Genomic DNA, 13310 nt, shown 5'->3' with positions numbered 1-13310 from the left:
ACCTCAGAACCGGGTGGTCACTCCCGGACGAGGATCGCGGCGATCGCCGTTCCCACGCCGCTCGCCAGCGCCACCGCCACGACCGACAGGGCGACACAGCGCGCCCTCAGCCGCCGGTAGCGGGCCTCGTACTCGGTGCGCAGCTCGGCCGCCCGGTCGCAGATCCTCACCAGCATGGCCCGGGAGGCGGCGATCCGGTCGGCCCGGTACACGCGTTCCACCTCTTCGCGCTGTGCGGTCGTCAGCCACGGCAGCTCCCCGGCGAACCGGTCGGCCTGCCGCCGGGCCTCCTCGACCTCGGCGGCCCACAGGAGGTGGCCCTCGAGCCGGTTCAGACCGAGGGCGCTGTCCTCCTGACGGGGGTTCACACGCTCCTCCACGTTCCGGGCCGTGATCTCATCGCTGCTTGTCACCGGGGGCCACGGTCGCGGAGGCCCCGGGATGGTTCTCGAGGTCGTCCAGTGCGGCGACGTCCGGGTGGTGCAGGTCGAACGCCGGGGACTCACTGCGGATCTTGGGCAGGGTGAGGAAGTTGTGCCGCGGGGGCGGGCAGGAGGTCGCCCACTCCAACGAGCGGCCGTAGCCCCACGGGTCGTCGACGCCGACCGGCTCGCCGTACTTGGCCGTCTTCCAGATGTTGTAGAAGAACGGCAGCATCGACATGCCGAGCAGGAACGAGGCGATCGTCGAGACCGTGTTCAGCGCGGTGAAGCCGTCGGCCGCGAGGTAGTCCGCGTACCGGCGCGGCATGCCCTCGGCACCCAGCCAGTGCTGGATGAGGAAGGTGCCGTGGAAGCCGAGGAACAGCGTCCAGAAGGTGATCTTGCCGAGGCGTTCGTCGAGCATCTTGCCGGTGAACTTCGGCCACCAGAAGTGGAAGCCGGCGAACATCGCGAACACCACGGTGCCGAACACCACGTAGTGGAAGTGCGCGACGACGAAGTACGAGTCCGTGACGTGGAAGTCCAGCGGCGGCGAGGCCAGGATGACACCGGTCAGACCACCGAAGAGGAAGGTGATCAGGAAGCCCAGCGCCCACAGCATCGGTGTCTCGAAGGACAGACTGCCCTTCCACATGGTGCCGGTCCAGTTGAAGAACTTCACGCCGGTGGGAATGGCGATCAGGAAGGTCATGAAGGAGAAGAACGGCAGCAGCACCGCGCCGGTGGCGAACATGTGGTGCGCCCACACCGTCACCGAGAGGCCGGCGATCGCGATGGTCGCGCCGACCAGACCCAGGTAACCGAAGATCGGCTTGCGGGAGAAGACCGGGATGATCTCGGTGATGATGCCGAAGAACGGCAGCGCGATGATGTACACCTCGGGATGGCCGAAGAACCAGAACAGGTGCTGCCACAGCAGCGGCCCGCCGTTGGCCGCGTCGAAGATGTGCGCACCGAACTTGCGGTCCGCCTCCAGGGCGAACAGCGCCGCCGCCAGGACGGGGAAGGCGAGCAGGACCAGCAGCGCCGTCAGCAGCACGTTCCAGGTGAAGATCGGCATGCGGAACATGGTCATGCCGGGCGCGCGCATGCAGATGATCGTGGTGATGAAGTTGACCGCGCCGAGGATGGTGCCGAAGCCGGAGAACGCCAGACCCATGATCCACAGGTCGTCGCCGATGTTCGACGAATAGTTCGAGGTCGACAGCGGGGTGTAGGCGAACCAGCCGAAGTCGGCCGCCCCGTTGGGGGTGCCGAAGCCGGAGACCGCGATCAGCGAGCCGAACAGGTACAGCCAGTAGGCGAACATGTTCAGCCGCGGGAATGCCACGTCGGGCGCGCCGATCTGCAGCGGCATGATCCAGTTCGCGAAACCGGCGAACAGCGGCGTCGCGAACATCAGCAGCATGATCGCGCCGTGCATCGTGAACGACTGGTTGTACTGCTCGTTCGACACGATCTGCAGGCCCGGCCGGGCCAGCTCGGCACGCATCACCAGCGCCAGGATCCCACCCAGCACGAAGAACCCGAACGACGTCATCAGGTACAGCGTGCCGATCGTCTTGTGGTCCGTGGTCGTCAGCCACTTGACGACCACGTTGCCACGGCTCTGGCGCCGTACCGGCAGCTCGTCCTCGTAGGTCTCCTTGTCGAATGAGCCCACTGTGCTCTTGTCCGCCACTGTCCAAGTCCTCCTATGGGCTCGGGAGAGTTCCGAAGGCAGCATGACGGGACGGTTCCCGGCCGTGCCCGAAGTCGGACGCCGTGGCGCGTTTTCCACTCGGCATTCGGGTGACGCCGGACTTTCCCGCCCCGTGCGGTCGCGAAATGGCGGCCGCCGCGCCCGCCGTCGTGTCACCGGGCTGAAACGATCTCCCCGTCCCCCTGTGGCCCCGTGGCCCACGCCGCTGGCCTGAGCCGCCGCAGCAACAGAACAACGGGGGGACGTCGATGCCGGCATTTCGTCGTGCCGTGGCCTGGTTCGTCGACTTCGCGCTGGTGGTGGCGCCGGCCTCGGCACTCGCGGTGCTCACCTTCAACCGCATATCCACCCTCGTCACCGACGTGCCCGAACTCGCCACCCGCGACGGCTTCGACCTGCTGACCTCGCGCGGTGACGTGGTCGACGCCTCCGGGCACCTCGGCCTGTCGCTGTGGAACAGGTCCGTGCCGTACGTCGAACAGGCCTTCGGGCTGCTGGTCGTCGCCACGTTCCTCTACCAGTGGGCGTGCCTGGCCCTGATCGGGCGCACCGTCGGCAAGGGAGTGACCGGGCTGCGGATCACACCGCGCGGGCCCGGCGCGGCGGCCCGCCGGGCGGCGATGACCACGGCGGCGGACGTCGCCGTGTACACCGTGGCCTGCGTGCTGCTGATCGAGGGACAGTTCGCGCTGTCCGTGCTGGTGTGGGCGGTCGCGGTGGCCCTGTTCCTGTTCAACGCGCTGCCCGTGCTGGGCCCCGGCCGCCGCTCCCTCGCCGACCGGGTGGCGGGCACGTCGGTGACGGGGCTCGGCCTCAGCAGGCCCGACGCCATGCGTCCAGTTCGTACTTCTTGAGCAGGGAACTCAGTCCCAGCCGCCGGGAGTCGGCGCAGAAGCGGTCGGTGGTCAGCTCGTACTCGACGTGGAAGACGGCCTTGTCCGCCTCGACGAACGGTGTCAGCTCCGCGCACTCGCCGTACTGGGCGCACTGTTCGTTGACCGCGAAGTCGAAGTCGTCGACCAGTTCGGGGATCTGGTCCAGGTCGTTCTTCAGGCCGACGGCCATACCGCGCTCGTGGGCGAGCCGGGCGACGAGCCGGTTGTAGCGGAGCTGGTCGCCGGCGGTGAGCGGGAACCCGGTGCGGTTGCGGTAGCCGTCCATGTTGTCCGGCTCCACCGCGTCGAAGCCCTTGTCCCGGCACATGTCCAGGCGCCGCGCCATGAGCGGCTCCAGTACGTCGGTACGGCGGATGTCGAGCCAGCGCTCGCCCTCCCAGCCGTTGCCGCGGCCGATCACCGACTTCGGGAAGTCGTCCGCGTCCGGGCGGAAGTCCTCCCAGGCGCCGGTGGAGAGGTAACAGATGACCTTCCGGCCGTCGCGGTGCAGCTTGGTGACCGTCTCCTTCGAATGGTCGAAGCCGTCGATGTCGTAGACCGGGACGTCGACGGAGGTGTCGAGCCGTCCGCTGAGCTGCCACTGCCAGTCGGTGCCGGGCCGGGGCCGCCAATGCCCGCCGGCCGGCGTCTTCGCGCCGGCCGCGCCGTCGGCGTCGTCCGCGTCGGGTCCGGACGCGGTCGTACAGGCCGCCAGCAGCAGGGCGAGCAGCGGGACAAGGAGGAAAGGTCGTCTCACCGGGCGGTCTCCAGAACGGGCGGCGGTGCGGTCGGCACCGCGGGGGCACACAGGAACCTCAAGGATGATCGTCGCCGCCTCCGGGTGCGGCGGCGGGCCCGGAGCACGGCCGCGGCGTCACGGGGAGGTGAACGCCCTCAGGAGTGGGCGAACGCTCACACGCGCGTAGTCTCGTGCCGAGTGTTCGCCGTCCGGGGACGACCCCGACGGCACCGCGCCCGTATGTCGCAACTAGGGTCGGCTGCCGGGCCCGGTCGACCCACACCCTTCGGCCACAGCAACTTCACATCGGAAGCGAGATTTCACCACCGTGACTGCTCTCACTCTCAGCACCGCCGCGGTCCCCGGTCTGCGGGCCGACGCGATCGTGATCGGTGTCGCCAAGGGCTCCGCGTCAAAGCCCGGGGGCCCCGTCGTCGCACCGGGCGCCGAGGCCGTGGACCAGGCGTACGACGGCAGGCTGGCCGGCGTCCTGGAGACCCTCGGCGCGTCCGGTGCCGAGGGCGAGGTGACGAAGCTCCCCGCGCCGGCCGGCTTCAAGGCGCCGCTCGTGGTGGCGGTGGGCCTCGGCGCCCAGCCCGAGAAGGACGCCGGTTACGACACCGAGGCGCTGCGCAAGGCGGCCGGTGTCGCCGCCCGCGCCCTCACCGGCGTCAAGAAGGCCGCGTTCGCCCTGCCCCTGACGGACGCCGCCGACGCCGGCGCGGTCGCCGAGGGCGTGCTGCTCGGCGCGTACTCCTTCGACGCCTACAAGGACAACGGCAAGGACAAGAAGAACGGCAAGGCGCCGCTCGCCGAGGCCGCGCTGCTCGGCGGCAAGCCCCGCGACAAGGCGTACAAGGCCGCGGTCGAGCGCGCCACCGCCGTCGCCGAGGAGCTCAACCGCGCCCGCGACCTCATCAACACCCCGCCGAACGACCTCGACCCCGAGGCGTTCGCGGCCGTCGCCCAGACCGCGGCCAAGGAGCACGGCATCAAGGTGCAGGTGCTCGACGAGAAGGCCCTGACCAAGGGCGGTTACGGCGGCATCCTCGGCGTCGGTGCCGGTTCGGCGTCGGGCCCGCGGCTGGTGAAGCTGTCGTACACCTCGTCCAAGGCGAAGAAGCACCTCGCGCTGGTCGGCAAGGGCATCACCTACGACTCGGGCGGCATCTCGCTGAAGCCGGCCGGTCACAACGAGACGATGAAGTGCGACATGAGCGGTGCCGCCGCCGTGTTCGCCGCGGTCGTCGCCGCCGCGCGCCTCGGCCTGGAGGTCAACGTGACCGGCTGGCTGGCGCTGGCCGAGAACATGCCGTCCGGCTCGGCGACGCGCCCGGGTGACGTGCTGCGCATGTACAGCGGCAAGACCGTGGAGGTGCTCAACACCGATGCCGAGGGCCGGCTGGTCCTGGCCGACGCGCTGTGGGCGGCCTCCCAGGAGAAGCCGGACGCGATCGTGGACGTCGCGACGCTGACCGGCGCGATGATGCTGGCGCTGGGCAGCCGTACGTTCGGGATCATGGCGAACGACGACGCGTTCCGCTCCGCGGTGCACGAGGCGGCGGCGGAGGTCGGCGAGCCGGCGTGGCCGATGCCGCTGCCGGAGCACCTGCGCAAGGGGATGGACTCGGCGACCGCCGACATCGCCAACATGGGTGAGCGGATGGGCGGCGGGCTGGTCGCCGGGCTGTTCCTGCGCGAGTTCGTGGGTGAGGGGATCACCTGGGCGCACCTGGACATCGCCGGGCCGGCGTTCAACGAGGGCGGGCCGTTCGGGTACACGCCGAAGGGCGGGACGGGGTCGGCTGTTCGCACGCTGGTCCGGCTCGCCGAGCTGGCGGCCGCGGGGGACCTCGGCTAGGGGTGCCTGGTGGGGCGCCTATCGGGGCGCCTGACAGCTCGGGGGTGCGGGGCAGTGTGCGACTGCGGGTCCGATGTGGCTTGTCGCGCCCGCGCGGCGGAGCCGCAGACCAGGCACAGCCCCGCGCCCCCTTCTGGGTCGGCTGCCGCCGGCCCTCCCGGCAGGTGCTGCGCACCGGTCGTGCCCACGCGGCGGAGCCGCAGATCAGACAGTGCGCCGCGGTCCCGGAGGGCTGTCCCGGCGGCCGTTGGACCGGGACGTGGGGTGTCTCACACCACGGCCCGGCGTCTCGTTCGGGTCCTACAGGTGCGAAGATGGGGCTCGGCAGGACAGGGCCCCACCCAAGGGCCGAGAACATTGAGCGGCCGGACACCAGCCGCCGACCGGTCACTGGAGACCGGCGTGGCGCACATGCATGGAGGACGTGACGTGGCGAACGACGCCAGCACCGTTTTCGACCTAGTGATCCTCGGCGGTGGCAGCGGTGGTTACGCCGCGGCGCTGCGCGGGGCGCAGCTGGGCCTGGACGTCGCCCTGATCGAGAAGGGCAAGGTCGGCGGTACCTGCCTGCACAACGGCTGCATCCCCACGAAGGCCCTGCTGCACGCGGGCGAGATCGCCGACCAGGCCCGCGAGAGCGAGCAGTTCGGTGTGAAGGCCACCTTCGAGGGCATCGACATGGCGGCCGTCCACAAGTACAAGGACGACGTGATCGCGGGCCTGTACAAGGGCCTGCAGGGCCTGATCGCCTCCCGCAAGGTCACCTACATCGAGGGTGAGGGCCGGCTGTCCTCCCCCACCTCCGTCGACGTCAACGGCCAGCGTGTCCAGGGCCGCCACGTCCTGCTGGCGACCGGCTCCGTGCCGAAGTCGCTGCCGGGCCTGGAGATCGACGGCAACCGCATCATCTCCTCCGACCACGCCCTCGTCCTGGACCGCGTGCCGAAGTCCGCGATCGTCCTCGGCGGCGGCGTCATCGGTGTCGAGTTCGCCTCCGCGTGGAAGTCCTTCGGTGCCGACATCACCGTCATCGAGGGTCTGAAGCACCTCGTCCCGGTCGAGGACGAGAACTCCTCCAAGCTTCTCGAGCGCGCGTTCCGCAAGCGCGGCATCAAGTTCAACCTGGGCACCTTCTTCCAGAAGGCCGAGTACACCCAGGACGGTGTCAAGGTCACCCTGGTGGACGGCAAGGAGTTCGAGGCCGAGGTCCTGCTCGTCGCCGTCGGCCGCGGCCCGGTCTCCCAGGGCCTGGGCTACGAGGAGGCCGGGGTCGCCATGGACCGCGGCTACGTCCTGGTCGACGAGTACATGCGCACCAACGTCCCGACGATCTCCGCCGTCGGTGACCTCGTCCCGACGCTCCAGCTCGCGCACGTCGGCTTCGCCGAGGGCATCCTGGTGGCGGAGCGCCTGGCCGGTCTCAAGACCGTCCCGATCGACTACGACGGTGTCCCGCGGGTGACGTACTGCCACCCGGAGGTCGCCTCCGTCGGCATCACCGAGGCCAAGGCCAAGGAGATCTACGGTGCGGACAAGGTCGTCGCCCTGAAGTACAACCTGGCGGGCAACGGCAAGAGCAAGATCCTTAAGACCACGGGCGAGATCAAGCTCGTCCAGGTCAAGGACGGTGCGGTGGTCGGCGTCCACATGGTCGGCGACCGCATGGGCGAGCAGGTCGGCGAGGCCCAGCTGATCTACAACTGGGAAGCGCTGCCGGCCGAGGTGGCCCAGCTCATCCACGCCCACCCGACGCAGAACGAGGCGATGGGCGAGGCTCACCTGGCGCTGGCCGGAAAGCCCCTCCACTCCCACGACTGACGCTCTCGCTCATCGGGCGCGACGACACAGACTTCCGCACTTTTAAAGGAGCAACCGAAACCATGGCGGTTTCCGTAACCCTTCCGGCGCTCGGCGAGAGCGTCACCGAGGGCACTGTCACCCGGTGGCTGAAGGCCGAGGGCGAGCGCGTCGAGGCCGACGAGCCGCTGCTCGAGGTCTCCACCGACAAGGTCGACACCGAGATCCCCTCTCCCGCCTCCGGCGTGCTGTCCTCCATCAAGGTCGCCGAGGACGAGACGGTCGAGGTCGGCGCCGAGCTGGCGCTGATCGACGACGGCTCCGGCGCCCCCGCGGCCGCCCCGGCCCCGGCCGCCGAGCAGGCCGCCCCGCCGGCTCCCGCCCCGGAGCCGCAGGCCCAGCCCTCCGCCGAGCAGGCCGCCCCGGCCCCGGCGCCCACCGCCGAGGCCACGGCCGGCGGCGGCTCCGCCCAGGGCACGGACGTGGTCCTGCCCGCGCTCGGCGAGTCCGTCACCGAGGGCACCGTCACCCGCTGGCTGAAGTCGGTCGGTGACACCGTCGAGGCCGACGAGCCGCTGCTGGAGGTGTCGACGGACAAGGTCGACACCGAGATCCCCGCCCCCGCCTCCGGCACGCTGCTGGAGATCGTGGTCGGCGAGGACGAGACCGCCGAGGTCGGCGCCAAGCTCGCCGTCATCGGCGAGGCGGGTGCCGCTCCGGCCGCCGCCCCCGCCCCGGCCGCCCCCGAGGCCCCGGCGCAGCCCGCCCCGGCCCCGCAGCAGGCCGCCCCGGCCCCGGCTCCCGCCCCGGCCCCGGCCCCGGCCCCGCAGCAGGCCGCCCCGGCCCCGGCTCCCGCCCCGGCCCCGGCTCCCGCCCCGCAGCAGGCCGCCCCGGCTCCGGCCCCGCAGGCGCCCGCGGCCCCGGCCGCCGCTCCTGCCGCCGCCCAGGCCACGGACGAGGGCGCCTACGTGACCCCGCTGGTGCGCAAGCTCGCCGCCGAGAACGGCGTCGACCTGTCCACCGTCAAGGGCACCGGCGTCGGCGGCCGTATCCGCAAGCAGGACGTCATCGCCGCCGCCGAGGCCGCGAAGGCCGCCGCCGCCCCGGCCCCGGCCGCCGCAGCGGCGCCCGCCGCGAAGAAGGCCCCGGCCCTCGAGGCCTCCCCGCTGCGCGGTCAGACCGTGAAGATGCCGCGGATCCGCAAGGTCATCGGCGACAACATGGTCAAGGCCCTGCACGAGCAGGCCCAGCTGTCCTCGGTGGTCGAGGTCGACGTCACCCGCCTGATGAAGCTGCGCGCCCGCGCCAAGGACGCGTTCGCGGCGCGTGAGGGCGTCAAGCTCTCCCCGATGCCGTTCTTCGTCAAGGCCGCGGCCCAGGCGCTGAAGGCCCACGCGCCGGTCAACGCCAAGATCAACGAGGCCGAGGGGACCATCACCTACTTCGACACCGAGAACATCGGTATCGCGGTGGACTCCGAGAAGGGCCTGATGACCCCGGTCATCAAGCACGCCGGTGACCTCAACATCGCCGGTATCGCCAAGGCCACGGCCGACCTGGCGGGCAAGGTCCGGGCCAGCAGGATCAGCCCGGACGAGCTGGCCGGCGCGACCTTCACCATCTCCAACACCGGTTCGCGCGGCGCGCTGTTCGACACGATCATCGTGCCCCCGGGCCAGGTCGCGATCCTCGGCATCGGTGCCACGGTCAAGCGTCCGGCCGTCATCGAGACCGAGGAGGGTACGGTCATCGGCGTCCGCGACATGACCTACCTGACCCTCTCCTACGACCACCGCCTGGTGGACGGTGCCGACGCGGCCCGTTACCTGACGGCGGTCAAGGCGATCCTGGAGGCGGGCGAGTTCGAGGTCGAGCTCGGTCTGTGATCCCGTGATCCGCGGTCGCTGACACGGTCGTACGGTGCCCCCGTCGGGGAAGCTTTCGAGGCTTCCCGGGCGGGGGCACCGGCGTATGGAACGTGTAAGTCTCGTCTCACCTGGGCGAAAGCACCCCTGTGCGCCCCTCCCGCACGGGCCCGCGGCCGTATTGTCTAAGCGTCAAAGCCCCCCGGGGGCCTGTGGGCCCCGCTAAGGAGCCCCTCATGACCGCGCCCGTCGTCCACTCGCTGCGCGAACAGATCCGCGAGCACATCCTGGAAGGGATCATCAGCGGACGCTGGCAGCCGGGCGAGCGGATCGTGGAGCGGCGGATCGCCACCGAGCTGGAGGTCAGCCAGACGCCCGTACGGGAGGCGCTGCGCGAGCTGGAGTCGCTGCGGCTGATCGAGTCGGCGCCCAACAAGGGCGTGCGGGTGCGCAATCTCACGGCCGCCGACCTGGAGGAGAGCTACCCGGTGCGGGCGGGCCTTGAGGCGATCGCGGCGGAGCTGGCCGCCGGGCGGCTGGCGGAGGACTGCTCGGCGCTGGAGCCGCACGTCGCCGCGCTGTACGAGGCGGACCGGCTGGCGGACGGGACGGGGCAGGTGCGGCACACCGTGGGGTTTCACCGGGAGTTGGTGCGGGCCGCGGGCAACTCGGTGCTGCTGCACACGTGGGAGGGGCTGGGGATCGAGGTGTTCACGGCGTTGTCGATACGGTGGCTGGGGACTGTGCAGCAGTCGTACGCGGAGGAGCACGAGGAGCTGGTGGCGGCGTTCCGGCGGCGCGATCCTCGGATCGCGGAGCTGGTCAAGTCGCATGTGCTGGGGTGTGCGCCTCGGGCGTAGTGCCGGGAGTTTCCTCGCCCCCGCCGCCCCTTCCCGTCCCGTCCCCGGGTGCTTCGCCCCCAGACCCCCTTCGCGCCTGCGCGGCGGAGCCGCACGTCGACACCGCCCCGCGCCCCTTCCAGGGCGCGGGGAACTGCGCGATCAGCCACCGCGACGGGCCGCGGCCGCTGTACCACCGAGCCGCCCGAGCTCTTCTGCGCGCACACCCCCTCACCTGCGCAAACCCCCGACGGGACAGTCACCCCGTGCCACCGCCGGAGGCACCCCGTGCCGACTTTCTCGGGATCGAGAGATTTTGCCCCTCAACCCTTTGATCGATCATCGATCAGCGGGTTACAGTCGCCAGCGGGCTTGCACCCAAGCCCTCCGCCCTGTCCTGCCAAAGACACAAGGGCACCCCCCTTCGACTGAGGAAGGCGGCGACATGACCGACCCCAACGCCATCCAGCCGAGCGAGCTCGACCAGCTCCCGGACCGCGACCCCGAGGAGACCGCCGAGTGGCAGGCCTCCCTGGACGCCGTCACCGAGGCGGCCGGGCCGCACCGTGCCGCGTACCTGATGCGCCGCACGCTGGAGCGTGCCGAGGGCGCCGGCCTCGCGCTGCCGAAGCTCCTCGAGACGGACTACGTCAACACCATCCCCACCTCCGCCGAGCCCGCCGTGGACGGCGACGAGGCGCTGGAGCAGCGGATCACCGCGTGGAACCGCTGGAACGCGGCGGCCATGGTGACCCGCGGCAGCAAGTACGGCGTCGGCGGCCACATCGCCACCTTCGCCTCCGCGGCCTGGCTGTACGAGACCGGCTTCAACCACTTCTTCCGCGGCAAGGAGGGGGACGGCTCCGGCGACCAGCTCTACATCCAGGGCCACGCCTCCCCCGGCATCTACGCCCGTGCCTTCCTCGACGGCCGGATCGGCGAGGAGCAGCTCGACAACTTCCGCCGTGAGGCGGGCGGCAACGGCCTGCCGTCGTACCCCCACCCGCGCCGGCTGCCCTGGCTGTGGGAGTTCCCCACCGTCTCCATGGGTCTCGGCCCGATCTCCGCGATCTACCAGGCGCGGTTCAACCGCTATCTGACCAGCCGCGGCATCAAGGACGTCTCCGAGTCCCACGTATGGGCGTTCCTCGGCGACGGCGAGATGGACGAGCCCGAGTCGACGACCGCGCTCACCCTCGCCTCCCGCGAGCAGCTGGACAACCTGACCTTCGTCATCAACTGCAACCTGCAGCGCCTCGACGGTCCGGTCCGCGCCAACTTCAAGATCGTGCAGGAGCTGGAGGCCCAGTTCCGCGGCGCCGGCTGGAACGTCATCAAGACGCTGTGGGGCACGGCCTGGGACGAGCTGTTCCGGCTCGACACCACCGGCGCGCTGGTCCGCAGGCTCCGTGAGGTGCCGGACGCGCAGGTGCAGACGTACCAGACGCGCGACGCCGCCTACATCCGCCAGGACTTCTTCGGCAAGGACCCGGCGCTCGCCGAGATGGCGAAGCTGCTGAGCGACGACAAGATCCTCGAGTGCTTCCACCTCTCGCGCGGCGGCCACGAGTCCCGCAAGGTCTACGCCGCGTACAAGGCCGCGCTCGCCCACAAGGGCGCGCCGACCGTGATCCTGGCGCAGACGGTCAAGGGCCACACCCTCGGTGAGGGCTTCGCCTCGAAGAACGCCAACCACCAGATGAAGAAGCTGACGGTGGACGAGTTCAAGGCGATGCGCGACCGGCTGGAACTGCCGGTGTCCGACGCGCAGTTCGTCGACGGCCAGGTCCCCTACGTGCACCCGGGCGCCGACTCCCCCGAGGTCCGTTACCTCCAGGAGCGCCGCGCCGCCCTCGGCGGTCCGGCCCCGGCCCGTCGCGTGCACCCGGTCGCACCGCTGCCCCAGCCCGCCGACAAGGCGTTCGCCGCCTTCGACAAGGGCTCCGGCACGCAGAACGTGGCCACCACCATGGCGTTCGTCCGCCTCGTCAAGGACCTGGTCCGCGACAAGGAGACCGGAAAGCGCTGGGTGCCGATCGTCCCCGACGAGGCGCGCACCTTCGGCATGGAGAGCCTCTTCCCGTCCCTCGGCATCTACTCGCCGATGGGCCAGACGTACGAGCCGGTCGACCGCGACCAGCTGATGTACTACAAGGAAGCCAAGAACGGGCAGATCTTCAACGAGGGCATCACCGAGGCCGGTGCCATGGCCGAGTTCGTCGCCGCCTCGACGTCGTACTCGACGCATGGCGAGACGATGATCCCGTTCTACATCTACTACTCGATGTTCGGCTGGCAGCGCACCGGCGACCAGATGTGGCAGCTCGGCGACCAGATGGGCCGCGGCTTCCTGGTCGGCGCCACGGCGGGCCGCACGACGCTGACGGGCGAGGGCCTGCAGCACGCCGACGGCCACTCGCCGGTCATCGCGGCGACCAACCCGGCGGCACTGACGTACGACCCGGCGTTCGCGTACGAGATCGGTGTCATCGTCAAGGAGGGTCTGCGCCGGATGTTCGGCGAGGCCCTGCCCGACGAGGACCAGGACGTCTTCTACTACCTGACGGTCTACAACGAGCCGCTGCCGCAGCCCGCCAAGCCGTCGGCCGCCGGCATCGACGAGGGCATCGTCAAGGGCCTGTACCGCTTCAACACGGCGGAGTCCGCGGGCCTCTCCCCGGCCGCGAACGCGCCGCGCATCCAGCTGCTCGGCTCCGGTACGGCGATCCACTGGGCGCTGAAGGCGCAGCGGCTGCTCGCCGAGGAGTGGGGCGTGGCCGCCGACGTGTGGTCCGCCACCTCGTGGACCGAGCTGCGCCGGGACGCCATGGAGGCGGACGAGGCGCTGCTGCGGGGCGAGGAGCGGATGCCGTTCGTCCGGCAGGCGCTGCAGGGCGCCGAGGGCCCCGTGCTCGCGGTGTCCGACTACATGCGCCAGGTCCCGGACCAGATCGCGCAGTGGGTCGAGCAGGACTACTCGTCGCTGGGCGCCGACGGCTTCGGTCTGTCGGACACCCGTGACGCGGCCCGCCGCCACTTCGGCGTGGACGCCGAGTCCATCGTCGTCGCGGCCCTGGCCCAGCTCGCCCGGCGCGGTGAGGTCAAGGCCGCGGCCGTGAAGGAAGCGCGCGAGAGGTACGGCCTGTAGGGCTTGAGCACGACAGGAGGCCCCCGCCCCACCGGGCGGGG

At 70.8% G+C, this 13310-nt stretch carries 9 protein-coding genes; 6 read left to right on the top strand and 3 right to left on the bottom strand.

Going from position 1 to position 13310, the window contains the following annotated elements; all coding sequences use genetic code 11:
- Window positions 1-17: 17 nt before the first annotated feature.
- Complete coding sequence (locus tag ACH4VX_RS02485) at window positions 18-368, bottom strand: hypothetical protein (RefSeq protein WP_398365405.1); 351 nt, start codon at window positions 366-368, stop codon at window positions 18-20.
- Window positions 369-396: 28 nt separating this feature from the next.
- Entirely contained in the window at window positions 397-2169 is a 1773-nt protein-coding gene (gene ctaD / locus ACH4VX_RS02480) for a cytochrome c oxidase subunit I (protein WP_398365300.1), read from the bottom strand.
- A 224-nt stretch (window positions 2170-2393) separates the two neighbouring features.
- Here ctaD and ACH4VX_RS02475 point away from each other — a divergent pair, with 224 nt between their 5' ends.
- On the top strand, window positions 2394-2999 hold the full coding sequence (locus ACH4VX_RS02475) for an RDD family protein (protein ID WP_398365299.1): 606 nt from the start codon (window positions 2394-2396) through the stop codon (window positions 2997-2999).
- On the opposite strand, the gene ACH4VX_RS02470 is transcribed toward ACH4VX_RS02475, so the two are convergent.
- Window positions 2959-3777 (bottom strand): endo alpha-1,4 polygalactosaminidase, encoded by an 819-nt coding sequence (locus ACH4VX_RS02470; protein WP_398365297.1) that lies wholly within the window; start codon window positions 3775-3777, stop codon window positions 2959-2961. The two genes, ACH4VX_RS02475 and ACH4VX_RS02470, sit on opposite strands and share 41 nt — an antisense overlap.
- 310 nt (window positions 3778-4087) lie before the next feature.
- Here ACH4VX_RS02470 and ACH4VX_RS02465 point away from each other — a divergent pair, with 310 nt between their 5' ends.
- The 5 genes from ACH4VX_RS02465 (at window position 4088) to aceE (ending at window position 13269) form a co-directional block, all read left to right on the top strand.
- Window positions 4088-5620 carry a leucyl aminopeptidase gene (locus tag ACH4VX_RS02465; RefSeq protein ID WP_398365295.1) on the top strand — a complete coding sequence of 511 codons (1533 nt, stop codon included), beginning with the start codon at window positions 4088-4090 and terminating at the stop codon, window positions 5618-5620.
- A gap of 429 nt (window positions 5621-6049) precedes the next feature.
- Entirely contained in the window at window positions 6050-7438 is a 1389-nt protein-coding gene (lpdA, locus tag ACH4VX_RS02460; RefSeq protein WP_398365293.1) for a dihydrolipoyl dehydrogenase, read from the top strand.
- 62 nt (window positions 7439-7500) lie between these two features.
- The gene (gene sucB, locus ACH4VX_RS02455; protein ID WP_398365291.1) at window positions 7501-9303 is read left to right on the top strand and encodes a 2-oxoglutarate dehydrogenase, E2 component, dihydrolipoamide succinyltransferase; all 1803 of its coding nucleotides are present in this window, start codon (window positions 7501-7503) and stop codon (window positions 9301-9303) included.
- Window positions 9304-9518: 215 nt separating this feature from the next.
- Entirely contained in the window at window positions 9519-10142 is a 624-nt protein-coding gene (locus ACH4VX_RS02450) for a GntR family transcriptional regulator (RefSeq protein WP_398365289.1), read from the top strand.
- Window positions 10143-10566: 424 nt separating this feature from the next.
- A complete protein-coding gene (gene aceE, locus ACH4VX_RS02445) occupies window positions 10567-13269 on the top strand; it encodes a pyruvate dehydrogenase (acetyl-transferring), homodimeric type (protein WP_398365287.1) in 2703 nt (900 codons plus the stop codon).
- The last annotated feature ends 41 nt before the right edge of the window (window positions 13270-13310 follow it).

The sequence above is a fragment of the Streptomyces sp. NPDC020731 genome, from assembly GCF_044334705.1.
Lineage (GTDB): Bacteria > Actinomycetota > Actinomycetes > Streptomycetales > Streptomycetaceae > Streptomyces.
The sequence above is the reverse complement of the archived record's forward strand: the minus strand, read 5'-3'. Positions and strand labels throughout refer to the sequence as shown.